The sequence below is a fragment of the Psychrobacter sp. CoH-33_TS_01 genome (assembly GCF_058189395.1).
On record NZ_JBVGQI010000002.1, the window covers coordinates 529757 to 547074 of the forward strand.

Annotated in this window: 14 protein-coding genes; 12 read left to right on the forward strand and 2 right to left on the reverse strand. The window is 47.4% G+C overall.

What is annotated here, in order from left to right; genetic code table 11:
- Nucleotides 1-382 precede the first annotated feature (382 nt).
- From ACZ2XM_RS05295 to ACZ2XM_RS05330, 8 genes are all read left to right on the forward strand, one after another.
- The gene (locus ACZ2XM_RS05295) at nt 383-1165 is read left to right on the forward strand and encodes an ABC transporter ATP-binding protein (RefSeq protein WP_490587328.1); all 783 of its coding nucleotides are present in this window, start codon (nt 383-385) and stop codon (nt 1163-1165) included.
- Between the two features lie 369 nt (nt 1166-1534).
- On the forward strand, nt 1535-2332 hold the full coding sequence (locus tag ACZ2XM_RS05300) for a transporter substrate-binding domain-containing protein (protein ID WP_490587329.1): 798 nt from the start codon (nt 1535-1537) through the stop codon (nt 2330-2332).
- Nucleotides 2333-2592: 260 nt separating this feature from the next.
- Complete coding sequence (locus ACZ2XM_RS05305; RefSeq protein ID WP_490587330.1) at nt 2593-3507, forward strand: transporter substrate-binding domain-containing protein; 915 nt, start codon at nt 2593-2595, stop codon at nt 3505-3507.
- A 520-nt stretch (nt 3508-4027) separates the two neighbouring features.
- A complete protein-coding gene (locus ACZ2XM_RS05310; protein WP_490587331.1) occupies nt 4028-4747 on the forward strand; it encodes an ABC transporter permease in 720 nt (239 codons plus the stop codon).
- Nucleotides 4748-4755: 8 nt separating this feature from the next.
- Complete coding sequence (locus tag ACZ2XM_RS05315; protein ID WP_490587332.1) at nt 4756-5481, forward strand: ABC transporter permease; 726 nt, start codon at nt 4756-4758, stop codon at nt 5479-5481.
- A gap of 61 nt (nt 5482-5542) precedes the next feature.
- A complete protein-coding gene (locus ACZ2XM_RS05320; RefSeq protein ID WP_490587333.1) occupies nt 5543-6205 on the forward strand; it encodes a fumarylacetoacetate hydrolase family protein in 663 nt (220 codons plus the stop codon).
- Between the two features lie 282 nt (nt 6206-6487).
- Nucleotides 6488-8725: a PhoX family protein gene (locus ACZ2XM_RS05325; protein ID WP_490587334.1), complete on the forward strand. Its 2238-nt coding sequence runs from the start codon at nt 6488-6490 to the stop codon at nt 8723-8725.
- A gap of 203 nt (nt 8726-8928) precedes the next feature.
- Complete coding sequence (locus ACZ2XM_RS05330) at nt 8929-10407, forward strand: alpha/beta fold hydrolase (RefSeq protein WP_490587335.1); 1479 nt, start codon at nt 8929-8931, stop codon at nt 10405-10407.
- Between the two features lie 196 nt (nt 10408-10603).
- Here ACZ2XM_RS05330 and ACZ2XM_RS05335 read toward each other — a convergent pair whose 3' ends face one another.
- Nucleotides 10604-11752 carry an alpha/beta hydrolase gene (locus tag ACZ2XM_RS05335; protein ID WP_490587336.1) on the reverse strand — a complete coding sequence of 383 codons (1149 nt, stop codon included), beginning with the start codon at nt 11750-11752 and terminating at the stop codon, nt 10604-10606.
- Nucleotides 11753-12005: 253 nt separating this feature from the next.
- Complete coding sequence (gene hslO, locus ACZ2XM_RS05340; protein WP_490587337.1) at nt 12006-12938, reverse strand: Hsp33 family molecular chaperone HslO; 933 nt, start codon at nt 12936-12938, stop codon at nt 12006-12008.
- Nucleotides 12939-13427: 489 nt separating this feature from the next.
- On the opposite strand from hslO, the gene ACZ2XM_RS05345 reads away from it, so the two are divergent.
- The 4 genes from ACZ2XM_RS05345 to ACZ2XM_RS05360 all read left to right on the forward strand — a co-directional run bounded on the left by ACZ2XM_RS05345 (nt 13428) and on the right by ACZ2XM_RS05360 (nt 17107).
- Nucleotides 13428-14411, forward strand: coding sequence for a glutamate/aspartate ABC transporter substrate-binding protein (locus ACZ2XM_RS05345; protein WP_490587338.1), 984 nt, complete (start codon nt 13428-13430; stop codon nt 14409-14411).
- A 320-nt stretch (nt 14412-14731) separates the two neighbouring features.
- Complete coding sequence (locus ACZ2XM_RS05350) at nt 14732-15478, forward strand: amino acid ABC transporter permease (RefSeq protein WP_490587339.1); 747 nt, start codon at nt 14732-14734, stop codon at nt 15476-15478.
- A gap of 8 nt (nt 15479-15486) precedes the next feature.
- The gene (locus ACZ2XM_RS05355; RefSeq protein ID WP_406947288.1) at nt 15487-16170 is read left to right on the forward strand and encodes an ABC transporter permease subunit; all 684 of its coding nucleotides are present in this window, start codon (nt 15487-15489) and stop codon (nt 16168-16170) included.
- A 217-nt stretch (nt 16171-16387) separates the two neighbouring features.
- Nucleotides 16388-17107, forward strand: a complete 720-nt coding sequence (locus ACZ2XM_RS05360) for an amino acid ABC transporter ATP-binding protein (RefSeq protein ID WP_490587464.1) — start codon at nt 16388-16390, stop codon at nt 17105-17107.
- Nucleotides 17108-17318: the final 211 nt, after the last annotated feature.

Genomic DNA, 17318 nt, shown 5'->3' on the forward strand with positions numbered 1-17318 from the left:
GATAATAATTTACAGTAGCCGAAAGCCTAGCGTTTTCGGCTTTTTAGTGGCTGAGGGGTCGCTGGACTAGGCTTATCACGGCATTAGTGCTATATAGTCAGTCCACTCAAGATTTGACACAGAGTCACTGGTATAAGTTTGCGCCTGCCTCAGTCATATAATGACTTCTAGCCAGAAAATTTATATTAGTGACTCGCTAAGTACCCGTTTTAAACAGGACTGACTATAGAATTGACTACATAGAGTATTTGCCTTTTCCCCCCTGTTTAAGCGACAATAGGCCGGATTGACTATTGGCTAGTCATAACACTCTTCTCCTATAATTAGGCCCGCTACTTTGCGGCACGTCTCAAAAACTCATTCGATGGAATCTATTGACACCATGTCCGATACTGCTAATCGCCCAATTGCCCTAACGCTTGATAATATTTATAAAAGCTATGGTTCGCTCGAAGTCTTAAAAGGCGTATCGTTGACCGCTTATGATGGCGATGTCATCTCTATTTTGGGTTCTTCGGGCTCGGGTAAATCCACTTTATTGCGCTGTATCAATCTGTTAGAAAAGCCTAATAAAGGCGATATTATCTTGGGCGACGAAAAGCTGCTGCTGAAACCTGGTAAATCGGGTGAGTTGCAAGCGGTCAATAATCGCCAGTTAGAGCAACTGCGTGCGCGCGTAGGCTTTGTATTCCAAAACTTCAATCTGTGGCCACACCGTACCATTTTGCAAAATATTATTGAAGGGCCAACGCAAGTCCTAAAAATTAAAAAAGACCAAGCTATTAGCGAAGCGGAGCAACTGTTAGAGAAGGTGGGTCTATTAGACAAAAAAGATGCGTATCCTGCCAATCTGTCCGGTGGCCAGCGCCAACGCGTTGCTATTGCTCGTGCTTTAGCGATGCAGCCCCGCGTCTTGCTATTTGATGAGCCCACTTCAGCGCTAGATCCTGAGTTGGTCAATGAGGTGCTAGCGGTCATGCGCGATCTGGCAAAAGAAGGTCGGACGATGTTAATCGTGACTCATGAAATGCGCTTTGCCCGAGAAGTCTCTAGCCAAGTGGTGTTCTTACATCAAGGCCGTATTGAAGAGATGGGGACGCCTGAGCAGGTGTTTGATAATCCAAAATCGGATCGGGTACGTGACTTTATGGGCTCGCATCGTTAGAGTGACTGGCCTTTAAAGCTTTTAGCTTAGACCTAGTAGAGAAAGACAGATCCTAGTATCTGTCTTTTTTGCATTTACAAGAGTAGGGTCTGTATGGCATCAATCCAATCTGTCCCAAGCTATGTTAGCGGACAACGTTAATGATGTATGAAGCCTTGCTTTATACCCCTTAATAGGCAAATAATTAGGCTATACACTCATCTCATTACAACATAATGACCCGCTAACCCTAAAGTGTTTGTTTTTGATAATGCGCTAAGGTATTATCAATTTGATTACATATTGCAACGATTCGTTAGCATTTGCCATTATCTTTGTCGCATACCTTGCCAAGGGATGGCCATGCTAGCCGCCTTAAAGGAATTTAACATGGTAACTTCTCGTCTTCTATGGTCAGCTTTGTCCATCTCGACTGCTATAGCTCTAAGCGCTTGTAACCAGGCTCCTGAAGAAAAGACCGACGCACAAGCCGATGGTGCAGCTACAGACACGCCTACTAAAACCATCCGTATCGCTACTGAGGGCGCTTACCCTCCGTTTAACTTCACCAACTCTGACGGCAGTCTTGGTGGCTATGATATCGAAGTAGCCCAAGCCCTATGTGACCAGATGCAAGCCAAATGTGACATCGTCGCTCAAGATTGGGACGGTATTATTCCTGGCCTATTGGCTAAAAAATACGATGCGGTAGTGGCGGGCATGTCGATCACCCCAGAGCGTCAAGAAAAAGTAGACTTTACTGAACCGTACTTTGCCAACACTATGGTTTGGCTAGCTCCAAAAGACGGTGGCTTTGATCCAAAAAACATCGCCAACGTAAAATTGGGCGGTCAGCGCTCAACCACGCCAGGCGCTTATTTGCAGGATAATTATGAAGGCAAAAACGGCGTAACCGTGCAGTTGTATGACAACTATGACAACGCTTACTTAGATTTAAAATCAGATCGTAGCAATGCAGTACTGGCAGAAAAAGTCTCTGCAGTAGCTTGGTTAAAAGACAACCCTGAAGGTTTTGGTATCGTTGGCGATGAGATCGACAATGATGACAACATCGCTATTGCTGTGCGTAAAGGCGATGCTTTAAAAGAAGACTTTAACAAAGCCTTGGATGAAATCCGTCAAAACGGTACTTTGGCTAAAATTGAGCAAGCGAACTTCGGTCAATAATTATTTTAGTGCCGAGTTGGTAAACTGCTAGCCCGTATTTTATACCCCGGATTGATAGCTTATTGGCCTACGCGCTGAGGGCTATTAATCCGTACCCCTACAAAAGAAGCGCTTAACTATTATATATTGTGGCTATACGCAAAGCTCATTAGCAGGATTGGCGTCTTTCTCGCAATACCGATTAAGCCCGACTGTGCCGGCTACGCTGCGGCAGCGCTATATAATGCATTAAGCGTCTTTATGCCTATTAAGGAAACCCCATGACCCCACTTTCAATGTCTATCAAATCAGTAATGCTAGCCTCATTAGGCGCTTCAGTATTAATGCTAAGCGCTTGTAATAAGCAAGCTGCTGAAACCGATGCTGCGCCAACCGCTGATGCGACTACCGATGCCGCTCCGCTTAATCTGAAGATTGCTACCGAATCCAGCTACAAGCCTTTTAGTTATACCGATGCTAATGGCGATGTGATTGGTTATGAAATCGACCTGACGAATGCTCTATGTGAGCAGATGCAAGCCAAGTGTGAAATCATCTCGCAGGATTGGGATGGTCTTATCCCAGGTCTAAATGCTAAGAAATTTGATGCCATCATCGCCGGTATGTCGATCACCCCTGAGCGTCAAGAAGTGGTTGACTTCACCGACCCGTATTTCCATAGCGGTATCATTTTGATCGGTAAAAAAGGCGATGACATCAACGTTGATGGCCTTAAAGGTATTCCAGTAGCCTCGCAGCGTGCGACCGTCTCTGCCCAGTATCTGCAAGACAGCCATCCTGAAGCTAATATCAAACTTTATGATACCCAAGATAACGCTTATCTTGACCTAACTTCAGGCCGTGTTCGCGTCATGATGTCCGATAAAGTGACGGGTGTGGATTGGTTAAAAACCGAAGCGGGCCAAGGCTATGAAATTAAAGGCGCTGAAATCACCTCACCAGATGGCGATGCTATGGGTATTGCCTTCAGAAAAGGCGATCCTTTAGTTGCGAAGTTCAATACTGCACTAGGCGAGCTAAAGTCTAGTGGTAAATACGATGAAATCACAGATCGCTATTTCGGCACTAGTACCACGGCTGCTGCACAAACGGCCACCAACAATACTGTGACTGCGGGTGAAGTAGATGCCGTAGTTGAGCAAGAAGGCGATGCAGTCGACGTCGACGCTAAATAATCTGGTCAATTAAGACGGTAGGCTACGGCAGAATATTTGCCAAAGTATGCTCCAGTCTTGCTTGATTAGCTTAATAGGCTAAGAGTTTGCGACCTCGATAGAAGTGATGGCTTTTATCGGGGTTTTTTTATCTCCAGACGGTCGCGAGAGTAGGGTAGCGATAGCAATACGCGCCCTGCTATTTGCTAAACATGGTCAGATATTTACGGGGTTATAAGCGAGCTGATAAACTTTTGTGTAGGCGCTGCGCTGGGTGATATTTGCTATTAACTATCGGGTAGTCATCTATGATAAAATCACGCATCATTTCGATCCAGCCAGCTATCTTAAGGATATTTGCCAAACATTTTGGCGAATAGACTGTCTACTTTTAGATCATTTTGCTATCACGCGCGCTGCTAATCGAGTAGTGTTTACCAGTATAAGTATCGATTTATAAGTGGCCTGTCAGATTGCCACCGCATAGGATGTGGTGCTGATATTTCCTACCATAGCCCCAATTACTCTTGAGTAGATAACCGTGTTTGATTTACAAGGCTTTGGTGCCTTATTACTAAGCGGCGCTGTCGTGACTATCAAGCTTGCTATGACCAGCCTAGCCTTTGGTATGGTGCTGGGGCTGCTCGGTGCGACCGCCAAACTGTCCAAGATTTGGATACTGCGTAAGCTTGCGACGGTATATACCTCGACGATGCGCGGGATTCCTGAGCTGCTGCTCGTCCTCTTTATTTACTATGGCGGCTCCATTTTGCTCATGAGCATTTTGGAGACCTTCGGCTATACCGACTATGTCGAAATCAGCGCCTTTTGGGGCGGGGTGATGGCGTTGTCGATTGCTTTTGGCGCCTATGCGACCGAAATCTTTCGGATGGCGATCCAAGAGATTCCAATCGGGCAAAAAGAGGCCTCTCAAGCTATTGGCATGCGGCCACTACAGACTTTTTGGCGCATTACTTTGCCGCAGGTTTGGAGCATTGCCTTGCCAGGGTTGGGCAATCTATTTTTGGTCCTGCTCAAAGATACGGCTTTGGTATCGGTCGTGGGTCTCAAGGATATTATGTATCAGTCTTCACGCGCTGCCCAATCGACGCAGCAGCCGTTTACCTTCTACATGGCCGCGGCCATTATCTATTTAGGACTGACCGTCCTGATCACGGGCTTTATGATGTGGCTTGAGTGGCGCGCAAATCCTGCCGCTCGCTACGCCAAAAAACTCACTCGTCAGACGATATCAGGGTAGAGGGACTTATGGACTGGAATTGGCAAGTTATTTTTGAGCATATCCCAGACTTACTGGGCGGCTCTGTTCTCACCATTCAATTGGTGTTATTTTCTGGCATTATCGGGCTGTTTTTTGGTTTGGTATTGGCTTTACTGCGCTTATCGAATAATTGGTTGGTGCAGGCGCTGCCTTTCGCTTATATTTTCTTCTTTCGTGGTACACCGCTGCTGGTACAAATTTTCTTAATCTATTATGGACTGGGTCAATTTGAGTCCGTGCGCGAGTCTTGGCTCTGGGAGCCGGTACTAAGCCAGGCTTATTGGTGTGCCATAATCGCCTTTACCCTCAATACTAGTGCCTATACCGCGGAAATTATTCGCGGCGCTATTCAGAATATTCCGGTCGGTGAGCTGGAGGCGGCAGACGCTATCGGTATGTCGAGATGGCAACGTCTGACCCGCATTACCTTACCGCGAGCCTTTGGTATTGTCTTACCTGCGTACAGCAATGAAGTTATCTTTATGCTCAAGGGCAGTGCCTTGGCGTCGACGATTGCTTTGATGGATATCACTGGGGTCGCGCGGACTATTAGCGCGCGGACTTATACCTTGATGGAATTATTCTTTGCGGCAGGTATCGTCTATCTACTGCTGTCTTGGGTGATTTTGTTCACTTTTAGAATGCTAGAAAAAAGACTCAATCGTCATATGAGTTATGTGCCGCCCGATGTCGTGACCCGCACCATTCCTTAATAGCGGGCAGGCTACTTATAAGCCGTCGACTCATACTCATCGAATCAACAGGATATTTTTTATGTCTCATGCTCAGTCCGTCAGCCCTTCTACAATTGGTAAAGTGGTCTGTGTTGGCCGCAATTATGCGGCGCATGCTGCGGAGCTGGGCAATGACATTCCGACTCGGCCCATCCTGTTTATCAAGCCGGCCTCTAGTATTGTGACTTTAGATACCCCGATTATGTCGTCGGTGAGCGACTCACGCCGTGGCAACTCGTATCCGGTGCACTATGAAGCCGAGCTGTGTGTGCAGTTGGGTAGTGATTTAAAAAAAGCCACGCTACAGCAAGCCAAAGCGGCCATTAGCGGCGTGACTTTAGGGTTAGACCTTACCTTACGCGATTTGCAAAGCGAGCTTAAAGACAAGGGTCACCCTTGGGAGCGCGCTAAAAGCTTTGATGGCGCCTGTGTGCTAGGGGATTGGGTCAGTCCTGAGACTTTCGGTGACTTCACGAACGTTAAATATCAATTGTTCATCAATAAGACCTTAACCCAAGATGGCAATACCGCACTCATGCTGTTCCCAGTCTATGAGCTGTTGGTCGAGATTAGCCATGCCTTTAGTTTGCAGGCCGGCGATGTGATTATGACCGGGACTCCGAGCGGCGTTGGCGAGCTAGAGTTTGGTGATGAGCTAAAATTAGTGTTAGGCGGGCATACTTGGCGCGGCAGCGTGGTGTAGGTTGATTTGAGCGCTGTGCTCGTTGCCTGCAGCAGTGGTTAGCTAGACGCAGTAAAAAACAGCCTTACTAGAATAATCCATAACCACCGTTATTTTGATAGCGGTGGTTTTTTATGGTCAGCATTATTTAACCCCACCTTTGATAGTGTCATCAGACTGTCATCAACCTTTCAACGTTATGTCATCAAATCTGCGTAGGCTTATGCCATTGCATTAATCCAGCTTTTATCTTTTACCACGCTAGACTTACGCTAACCCAGCTGCCACGCAAGGTGACCTATTATGACGTTATCCGAAAATACAATAATAAATACTCAGACCCTAGCCCACGATATTGGTGAGGACTCTAACCCTACTAATAACCCTGAATTTCACAATATCATCCAGCGACGTATGAATCGTCGCAGTGTCCTCAAAGGCGGTACCGGACTGACCGCAGCGGCCTTTTTTGGGGCGCTACCGCTAGTGGGATGTAGTGATGATGATGATAATGATGTGAATACAGACAAGGGCAATGATGCGGCTGTCCCTGCCAGTGGCGATTTAGCGCGACCAGAGAGCTTAAACTTTACTGCTGTAGCCCATTCTACTGCACCCACCATGAGCGTAGCGGCAGGCTACAAAGCTGAGATGATTCTACCTTTAGGCACCCCGATAATTCCTGGACTTGAGAATTGGAAGGACAACCGCGAGCAGTCTGCCGAGTCTTTTGAGCAGCGTATGGGCGACAACCACGATGGGATGTGGTTCTTTGGCAAAACGGGCAATGGCTATGATCCAAAGGCTTCGGACACCGGCTTATTGGTTATGAACCATGAGTACGTTAATAGCGCAGAGCTAAGCCCATATGGCTATAAAATTATTGAGGATAAGAACGCTGCCCCTATCTATCAAGAGCAGCGTCTGGCCTCGGACATTCGCCGTGAGGTTAACTGTCATGGGGTGGCGGTAGTCGAGCTGGCCCGCCGCGCCGATGGTCAGGGTTATGAGATGGTGCTGGGCTCTAAGTTTAACCGCCGTATCACCAGTAGCTCTGAGTCGCAACTGGCAGGGCCAATAGCGGGATCTGATTGGGTGAAAACCAAGTATGACCCTACTGGCAATAAAACCCGCGGTATCAACAATAATTGCGGCGCCGGACTGTCGCCATGGGGTACTTACCTCACTACAGAAGAGAACTTTTTAGGGGTGTTTGCGCGCGGTTCAGATGCTGCTAAATTAACGGTTACTGAAAATTATGGCCGAGCTCGTTATGGCGCTGAAGAGAGCTTTCCCGGTTGGGATTATCTATGGCATACGCCGCCAGCCAAAGATGCCAAAATTATGGATGAGTTTTCACGCTGGGATATGACAGCGGTCGGGGCGACAGCGCTGGATGACTATCGCAACGCCTTTAATACCTTTGGTTATATTACGGAAATCGACCCGTTTGCCCCCAATTCCTTGCCACAAAAACGTACTGCTCTAGGTCGTTTTGCTCACGAAAACTGTGCCTATGCACCCGTCAAAGAGGGGCAGCCGGTAGTATTCTACATGGGCGATGATTCGCGCGGTGAGTACATTTATAAATTTGTCTCCAAAGCCGTCTGGTCCAATAGGGATATCGGTGGCGGCCTAAAAGCGGGCGACAAATATATGAATGAGGGCACGCTCTACGTCGCGGTCTTTAACGAAGAGGGCAGCGGTGAGTGGCGACCCTTGACACAAGGTCAAAATGGCCTCGATAGCAGCCATGCCCAGCTGCCTTTTAATACGCAAGCCGACGTATTGGTCTTTGCGCGAGCTGCCGCTGATGTATTAGGCGCAACTAAAATGGATCGTCCAGAGTGGGTGTCGGTCAGTCCCATCACGGGCGAGGTGTATGTCACCTTGACCAACAATAAATACCGCGGTGTGCTGGATGAGCAACCGGTAGATGGTGCCAATCCGCGTAGCTATGCCGTCGGTGGCAAAGCGCGTGGCAACGATAATGGGCATATCATTCGCTGGGCCGAGAGCAAGGGCGACCACGCAGCCACTACCTTTGAATGGGATATCTATCTGTTTGCTGGACCCAGCGACTTGACCGCAGAAAATCTATCCGGTCTTAATGATAGCAATGACTTGTCATCCCCTGACGGTCTCTATTTCGACCCACGTGGTGTGCTCTGGATTCAGACCGATGACGGCGCATATACCGACACGACCAACTGTATGCTGCTCGCGGCATTACCTGGTAAAGTGAGCGATGGCGAGGTTAAGACCACCTCAGCCGGGCAGCAAACTCGGGTCGGCATGCAGGCCAATGATAATAACATCAAGCGCTTCTTCGTCGGCCCAGAAGGGTGTGAGGTCACGGGCATCACCATGACGCCAGATTTCAAAACGCTGTTTATTAACATTCAGCATCCTGGCAATACTTGGGGCGCAGTCGTCGGAGGTAGCACGCCGCGGTCAGCTACAGTGATGATTACCAAGGAAGATGGCGATGTAATCTTGGCGGAGTCCCTGCAAGCAGCGGCCACTACCCCTACAAAATAATGGGGTAGTATGACGTTGGCAACTCCTCATTAAGGGGCTAAATCATAATAACTCCAAGTTACGGCTTGGAGTTTTGATGTTTTAACCTCTTAAAAAATTAGCACTATTAACAAGTATATTTAGCATACAAATCATAGTGTTCCCATTCGCTTAATTAAGAGATAATATAGGCCATTACTTCTACCCTTAAAACTATTTAAATTATGCCTAAGTCCAAGCCAATCGATACCATCCATGACCTGTTTGCTACTACGCGACGTCCCCCCGAAATCGATGCCGGTGCTGATTATAGCAACCGATTTCAGGGCAATGTGTATGAGCAGCTGGCTGCGTTGGAATATATTTACCTAGATGAGTTGACCGCAGAAAAAGTAGATGACAGCTATGCTATGTCCATGCGCGAGCCGATATCTTTGGCCGACTTTTTTGAAGGGCTGACGCAGCTGGCCACTATGGGCGTGGTGGAAATCACGGATATCGTAGAAGCCATTCACCGTGAGATTCTGCTGCGCCCTTTAGGCCGGTTTAATGAAGGCAATCTCGATAAATGGCAAGGCGGTATCACGGGCCGAATCTATGGCACGATACGCAGTGTCATGGCACTGGTAGGGAACAATCTCGCTTCAGGACTGCGCCTGTATAACAACGTGCGCAATCCTAAAGAAGTGCGGCGCTTACCGAGAAGCTTGCGCCGACTGGTCAATATCTTAAATGGGGTGATGGGGGATCATTTGGTCAACCATGATAACCCGTTGGCTGTGCCTATGGTGCTGTATGCTAGCAATGGCTACCCGCAACGCGAACCCTTGTCAGGACGTATTGTGGTCTTATGTCATGGCCTGGGTTTGAGTCATCTAAGCTGGCAGGCGTCTAAAATCGGTAATTTAGGCGAACAAATTGTCGAGAGTATGCCAAACACTACCGTGTTATATCTTAACTATAATACCGGGCGACGTATCTCCACGAACGGGCGCGACTTGTCTAAAACGCTACAAGACTTAGTCGATAACAACCCAGACATTACCCAAATTGATTTAATTGGGCATAGCATGGGGGGATTGGTGGCTCGTAGTTCGCTGTTTTATGGCAAAGAGCAAGGGTTTAGCTGGGAGAAGCAGGTGGGGAATCTTATCACGCTAGGCTCTCCACATCAGGGCGCCAGTCTCGAGCGTATTGGCAACTTTGTACAGGAAAGGATTGCGCAGCTGCCTTTTGCGGGCTCCTTAGCAAAATTAGGCGATTTGCGTAGTGCGGGCGTCATTGATTTGCGTCATGGCAGTATTCGTGATGCGGATTGGAAGTCTTTAGAAGGTCGCAGTGTGCTGCCATCCGACTTTCGCCATCCTGCGCGTTTGCCTTTGCATGTGCGTACTTACTTGGTGGCGGCGGTGTTGGTCGAGCCCCGTTATGACTCGAAGACAGCCAGCTTTTTAGGGGATGGTCTGGTAGCAGTGGAGTCTGCGTTAGGGGAGCATACGGAAGAGCATACTTTAGCGGTACCGGAAGGGCGGAAGGCCGTTTTTTATGGGGTCAACCATATGAACCTTATGTATAGCCGTAGAGTCACCAAGCAAGTGGTCGCCTGGTTGTTGGACAATGGCCAAAGCGAGGGCAGTGATGAGGATGATGTGTGGGGTACGCGCATCAACTCTTATCCTAATGATCTAAGCCTATTGGTTTAAAGGTGGCTGGGTAAGTAAGGCTATCGCACAAAAAAAGACTCATGAATTTTTTATGAGTCTTTTTTTTCAGTTGCAGGGTGCGCGCGGCACATCGTACCGTTCTTAGAAAGTATAAGCAGCTCTTGGAAGAATAACCAGCAGCATTATTAATTAGTAAACCATCAAGAGTAACCACTACCTAGTTTAAAAATAAGTCCTAATGCACCTTACCCTGCAAAGTTGTGTTATAAAACTCACGCATATCTTTAATCATCTTAATGGTCTGCAGGCGAGCACCGCGGTGGATACTAACCAGATTGATAAAGCCATGCGGCATACCCGGCGCCTTGTCGTAGGCCACAGTTATGCCCTTTTCTGCTAAGCGCTGCGCATAAGCTTCGCCTTCATCCGATAAGATATCCAGCTCTGCCACCGCCACATAGGCAGGGGGCAACCCATCGAGCGTGCCGTAAATAGGGGAGGTCACGGTGTGGTCGTTCTCTTTGCTATCACTAATATATAAACTTTCAAATAGATCTTTGTCCCTTAAGGACAGCAACGTACCCGCACTATACGTTTTATGACTGTCATAATTGCCTTTGGCATCCGTAACCGGATAGATGAGCCATTGCATAATAGGACGGACGGCATTATTGGTCTTGAGCAATTGCTGACAAACCACAGTCGCTAAGTTGCCACCAGCACTGTCACCGGCCACGATAATATTGCCCGCTTTATAACCAAGTTTTTTGACATTTTCTGCTGCCCAAACGACGGCATCCATGCAGTCATGAATCGCTGCTGGTGCGGCATGTTCTGGCGAGAGACGATAATCGACACTCAGGACCGAAAAACCAGAGTAATAGCAAAGGTAATGGCAAAACTCATCGTGGGTTTCGAGATTGCCTAACGCAAAACCGCCCCCGTGAAAAAAAACTATTAAGGGCAATTCAGCTACATTTTTGGGGGTTTGAGTGGTGGTCAATTTCGGCACATAGTGGCGCAGCTTAATGCGTTGCTGATGGCGGTTCTTAAAACTGAGGTCACGCACAGCATATACCGTGGGCTTAGCCCCTTGTAGCGCGCTGACACTGCTATTAAAACGCTGGCGAGAACTGTTGATATTAGAGGAGATTAAGCGGCCACCGCTGCCCATATTATTGGCGGCCATAATCAGTTGCATTAGCGGGTCGGCACTGTCAAAACGAGGTTGTGGGTCGAGGCGTTTGACTAATGTCATCAAAACGCGATCCGGTAGCTTGGCCAGTGCTCTAGTAGTGCGGGCTTGCGCTTGATAGTAAACGGGGCTATGGGAGGCCATTTTGAGCAAAGGTTTGCTAAGCTGGGATAGGGTTTTAATAGGCATGACACATCCTTGTACATGAGTATTATAGTGATTCTGAGTAAAGCATATTTTGTTAAGTTAATACACCACGTTATCTAACTACCGAGGTCAATAGTCTGGGGGCGCTATAGCGGACGGCTTAGGCGTTATTTTGCTGAGCATCATGAAGGAGTGTTCGCATAAAGCAAAACCCCCCAAGCGGTTAACTTGAGGGGTTAGGGTATATTTATTATAGATAAAATAATCTAAGCATCAGTTATATGAATAAGCAGCATTAAGCAAAAATCTGCTCAACATCGGCCTTGCTAAAAGTATAGACCGAGCCACAAAAGCCACAATCCATCTCAAAGCTACCGTCTTGCTCTGCAATTATCTCTAAGGCTTCTGTTTCACCGATTTGCTCAATCGCTGAGGCACATTTCTCGCGTGAGCAAGTACAGCCAAATTGCAGGGCGGTCGGCTCAGGAGCCACCACATTTTCTTCGTTATAGAGGCGATAGATAATTTCATTAGCATCTAAGGTAGTCAGCTCTTCAGCTTTTACCGTACGCGTCAAAATCGTTAGGCGCGTCCATAAATCATCATCAATCCCTGCGTCTTGCTCAAGCTCAGCCTCTAAGCTCTCTTGACTGGTGCGCGGTAGCATTTGTACCAAAACACCACCGGCTTGCAAGCCATCACAGGCCAGATTAATTAAGGTAGGAATCTGGGCAGATTGCAACTGATAATGCGCCAAACAAGCGGCCAAGTTGTCATGGCTGCGCTCAACGATACCTTGATAGGCTTCGCCTTGCTCGGGTTGAATGTTAATGAATAACACGCCTTTGCCCACTTCGCCCAGTTCAGCAAAAGCATCGTTGGCAGTAGATTTAGCAGCCCACGCGGCCTGTTCGCTAGCACTTTCACCTTTCCAACTGGCCAAAGCGCGGATAATACCTGCCTGATCGCACTCTGCCATGGCCCAATTCAAGAGACTGTCGGGGTCAGAAGACTGGATTTGGATAGATAAAGTGCCGTTAATCTTTAGCGTACCAATCAATAAACTGGCAGCGGTCAGCATCTCACCCAAAAGGCGTTTGATGGCTTCGGGGTAATCTTTTTGTGCTGCAATAGTCGCATAGCTGCGCTCTAGACGTACGACATCGCCACGGACGGGAGAGTCTTGGATGAAAAAGCGCTGGCGTAGGTCTGCATTAGGTGTCGTCATATAGGGGCTCTGAGCTAGTTTATGGCTGACGACAATGGATAGCCGGTCGCAGCCATAAAGGGTCATAAAATAGGGTTATTCTGAGTATCGATAGAGAGTCATGTCTGGCGATAATGGGTAATTAATGGGGGCGAGACTCACTTTATCAACACTTTATCAGCGACTTGTGACACTACTTTTACATTATTTCTTAACGGGTTTATGGGCTTAGCTCATATCTGATAGATTGTATTATTACTTAGTAATTAGCCGGTTATAGATAGGTAGAGCTTAATAATCGTCAAAGCAAGCCTTGCTACAGGCCAATAACCATAGGGCACGCAGCTATCCATAAAAATACTTTAGCTAAACCCTAATGTATTGTTGCTTAGTATTGCGCAATTGTTTTATGATGAGGGTTGATTACAGTGTTTTTGCAAGGGCTTGCAAGCCGCTTTTTTACAGAGCAGCACTGTGTAATTCAGGATTGATATAAAAAGGACTTCATAAATGACCTACTTCAAAAAGTCATTGACCATGGCGACTCTAATAGCGCTTGGTCTTACAGGGTGTAATAACAATCAATCTACCAGTGAAGCGCCGGCCGCCGATCCCAATGCAACGGAAGCGCCCGCGACTACTGGAGATGCTTCAGGAACGCTCGATAAAATCAAACAGTCTGGCACTATCGTCGTCGGCCATCGTGACTCTTCTATTCCTTTCTCTTATATCGCTGATGATCCTAAGCAGCCAATGGGCTATGCGCATGATTTAGAGATGAAAATCGTCGAAGCAGTGAAAAAAGACCTCAATATGCCGGATCTAAAAGTCCGCTATAACCTTATCACTTCACAAACCCGTATCCCACTGGTGCAAAACGGCACTATCGATTTTGAGTGTGGCTCGACCACCAATAATGAAGAGCGCCAAAAACAAGTCGCGTTCTCAACCGGTTTCTTTGAGATTGGTACGCGTCTATTGACCAAAAAAGACTCAGGTATTAAAGACTTCCCAGACCTAAAAGGCAAGCGCTTGGTGACCACGGCTGGTACCACCTCTGAGCGTTATATCCGCCAATATAATGAAGAAAAAGGCTTGGGTGCTGATATCATTTCAGCGAAAGACCATGGCGAAGCTTTCCTAATGCTAGAGAGCGGCCGTGCCGATGCCTTTATGATGGATGATGTCTTGCTCGCTGGTGAGAAAGCCAAAGCGAAAAACCCAGACGAGTGGGTCATCGTGGGTGAGCCACAATCATTTGAAATCTATGGCTGTATGATGCGTAAAGACGACCCGCAGTTTAAAGCCATCGTCGATAAAGCCTTGACCGATACCTACGCCTCAGGTGAAATTAACGAAATCTATAAAAAATGGTTTATGAGCCCAATTCCACCGAAAAACATCAACATGAACTTTGAGATGTCAGACAACCTTAAAGCCTTGATTGCCGATCCACATGATGGCGATCAACCAAAAATGGCGACGGCCCAATAACGAGAAGTCCTAAGTGATTGGTTACGCCGCAGGGATCTAATAATTTTTAGGGTTTATAGCCATTGGTATTATGAGCACATAGCCCAAAAAGTTACGACGCCCACCCGTCAGCTTATCACTAGCCGGCGAGTGGGCGTTTTACTTTTGTGGCAGATAGCTTCTGTTGCACGAAGTACATCTGAATCCATAAGTTAAAAATAATCATAATAAGCAACACAGGGAAGTCTAGTTAGAGCGTGCTAAGAGCATTTATTAATAACCGTTTAGCGCATTCTAACTAATGATTTTGAGCCGTATAAGCAAGTCAGGGAGACTTACGCATGAATTATAGCTGGAACTGGGGCGTGCTCTTTGAGTCGACCGGCATTGGCGATGGCATCTATTTGGATTGGATGCTCACCGGGATAGGGTGGTTATTGCTCATTGGCAGTTTTGCTTGGGCAATAGCTATGGTCATTGGGACGGTACTGGGGATTATGCGCACGCTGCCGAATAAGTGGGCACGGGCTATTGGTACCGGTTACGTGACTTTTTTTCGTAATATTCCGCTGTTAGTGCAGCTGTTTTTTTGGTTTTACGTGGCGCCAGGCTGGCTGACACCGGCTTTGCAAGAGTATTGGTATAAAGGCTTGTCCCCCAATGCCTCCGCCATGATTTCTGCGACGATTGGCTTAGGGTTATTTACCGCCGCCCGTATCGTCGAGCAAGTGCGTACGGGGATTGATTCCTTGCCCCCTGGGCAATCGAACGCCGCTTATGCGTTAGGATTAACCACCGCGCAAGCTTATAAGCAAGTGCTGCTGCCGCAAGCCTTTCGAGTCATCTTACCTCCGCTCAGCTCTGAGCTGACCAACTGCTTTAAAAATGCTTCGGTGGCCTCTTTGGTTGGGGTAATGGAGCTGATCAGTCAGACCAAAACTATCAGTGAATATACGCAAAATAATATCGAAATCTACACTTATGCGACCATCATCTATCTGCTGTTTAATCTAACGTTGATTGGATTGATGGGACTGCTAGAGCGCAAACTTCGCGTGCCTGGCCTGATTGCAGGAGGTCAAAAATGAGCATAGCTATGAGTTTGGCCATCAGTATGATGAATGATTTAGCCACCGCCTATCCCGGATTAATGGGTGGGATGATAACGACCTTAAAAGTATTGGGCTTGGCTATCGTCGGCGGGATGACTTTAGGCACGATACTGGCGTTAATGCGGCTATCGGGGATTAAAGTTTTAGCGATTCCGGCGCAGCTCTACGTCAACTTCTTTCGCTCGGTGCCACTGCTACTAATTCTATTGTGGTTCTATTTTGCTGTGCCGATGATTTATAACGGTATTACCGGTAAATACATCATGTTCGACACCGCGTTCACCTCGTGCGTGGTGGCGTTTATGGTGTTTGAGGCGGCTTATTTCTCGGAGGTAGTGCGTGCCGGTATTCAGTCTATTGGTAGCGCGCAGGTCAATGCTGCCAAAGCCTTAGGCATGACCTATGGGCAGACCATGCGACTTGTCATTTTACCGCAAGCCTTTCGCAAGATGACCCCGTTAATTCTCCAGCAATGTATTATTCTCTTTCAAGACACAACTTTAGTATTTGCTATTGGCGTTACCGACTTCTTCCGTGCCGGCTATGTGCGCGGCGAACTAATGGGATTACTAACGCCCTATATTTTGGGCGCTGGTGCCGTCTATTTCATTATTAGTCTGTTGGCGTCAGTCGGAGTACAAAGGCTGCAGCGTCGCTTAAGATTTTAAATGACCTAATAATCGCATACGTTTCACGCCCACTTTGGCAAGTTTTAGGATATAAATTATGAACCATTTAGAGAAAGCCGCTTTAGGCAAAGACAATACCTTGATACAGCCGGCCGTGATGCCTATTGGTGTGGGTCAAGGCGGAGATTCTTTTATTAATGAATTTGGTGGCTTAGTCACCGATAACGGCCATGCCAGCGACGAAATCGTGATTAAAATGACGGATGTCAGCAAGTGGTATGGCGACTTTCAGGTACTCACCAAATGTACAGCTCACGTCCATCGCGGCGATGTGGTGGTCGTGTGTGGCCCCTCCGGCAGTGGTAAATCCACGCTCATTAAAACCGTTAATGGGCTTGAGCCGTTTCAAGAAGGTGAGATTTTGGTCAATGGCATATCCGTTGGCGCGCCAAAAACCGACTTACCTAAACTGCGCAGTAAAGTGGGCATGGTGTTTCAACACTTTGAGCTGTTTCCGCATCTGTCTATCATCGAAAACTTAACGGTCGCCCAGGTAAAAGTACTCAAACGTAGCGATAGTGAGGCTAAGCAAAAAGGCTTGGCGTATCTCGACCGCGTGGGGCTCTCCGCGCAAGCTAAAAAATACCCTGCCGAGCTTTCCGGTGGTCAGCAGCAGCGAGTAGCGATTGCGCGCGCATTATCCATGGATCCCGTCTGTATGCTATTTGATGAGCCCACCTCGGCACTAGACCCTGAGATGATTCAAGAGGTGCTCGATGTGATGGTAGGGCTGGCACGCGAAGGCATGACCATGATGTGTGTGACTCATGAAATGGGATTTGCCAGTCAGGTGGCCAGTCGCATTATCTTTATGGATGAAGGCCATATCGTGGAAAACTGTAGTAAAGACGAGTTCTTCGAAAGTGCTCGTAGTGAGCGTGCTCAGCAGTTCTTATCGAAGATTCTTGACCACTAAGTTAATTGCTCGCTTTGTTTTTTATACATTAGCCTTTATAAAAACAGCCGCCTTAAAAGTCCCTACGGGGGCTTTTTGCATTTTAAGGATTGGCATTGCAATAAATAGACGGTTAGTGAATGTGCAGCCGTTTACTGATAGCCATTACTGCTATAGGATAACTGCTACAATAAGCCATCTACTATTTATAACTATTCACGATGACTACTCT

Bases quoted from the DNA above. Each gene is read 5' to 3' on its own strand.
- ACZ2XM_RS05295 (WP_490587328.1), top strand. From the start codon at position 383: ATGTCCGATACTGCTAATCGCCCAATTGCCCTAACGCTTGATAATATT.
- ACZ2XM_RS05300 (WP_490587329.1), top strand. From the start codon at position 1,535: ATGGTAACTTCTCGTCTTCTATGGTCAGCTTTGTCCATCTCGACTGCT.
- ACZ2XM_RS05305 (WP_490587330.1), top strand. From the start codon at position 2,593: ATGACCCCACTTTCAATGTCTATCAAATCAGTAATGCTAGCCTCATTA.
- ACZ2XM_RS05315 (WP_490587332.1), top strand. From the start codon at position 4,756: ATGGACTGGAATTGGCAAGTTATTTTTGAGCATATCCCAGACTTACTG.
- ACZ2XM_RS05320 (WP_490587333.1), top strand. From the start codon at position 5,543: ATGTCTCATGCTCAGTCCGTCAGCCCTTCTACAATTGGTAAAGTGGTC.
- ACZ2XM_RS05325 (WP_490587334.1), top strand. From the start codon at position 6,488: ATGACGTTATCCGAAAATACAATAATAAATACTCAGACCCTAGCCCAC.
- ACZ2XM_RS05330 (WP_490587335.1), top strand. From the start codon at position 8,929: ATGCCTAAGTCCAAGCCAATCGATACCATCCATGACCTGTTTGCTACT.
- ACZ2XM_RS05335 (WP_490587336.1), bottom strand. From the start codon at position 11,752: ATGCCTATTAAAACCCTATCCCAGCTTAGCAAACCTTTGCTCAAAATG.
- hslO (WP_490587337.1), bottom strand. From the start codon at position 12,938: ATGACGACACCTAATGCAGACCTACGCCAGCGCTTTTTCATCCAAGAC.
- ACZ2XM_RS05345 (WP_490587338.1), top strand. From the start codon at position 13,428: ATGACCTACTTCAAAAAGTCATTGACCATGGCGACTCTAATAGCGCTT.
- ACZ2XM_RS05350 (WP_490587339.1), top strand. From the start codon at position 14,732: ATGAATTATAGCTGGAACTGGGGCGTGCTCTTTGAGTCGACCGGCATT.
- ACZ2XM_RS05355 (WP_406947288.1), top strand. From the start codon at position 15,487: ATGAGTTTGGCCATCAGTATGATGAATGATTTAGCCACCGCCTATCCC.
- ACZ2XM_RS05360 (WP_490587464.1), top strand. From the start codon at position 16,388: ATGACGGATGTCAGCAAGTGGTATGGCGACTTTCAGGTACTCACCAAA.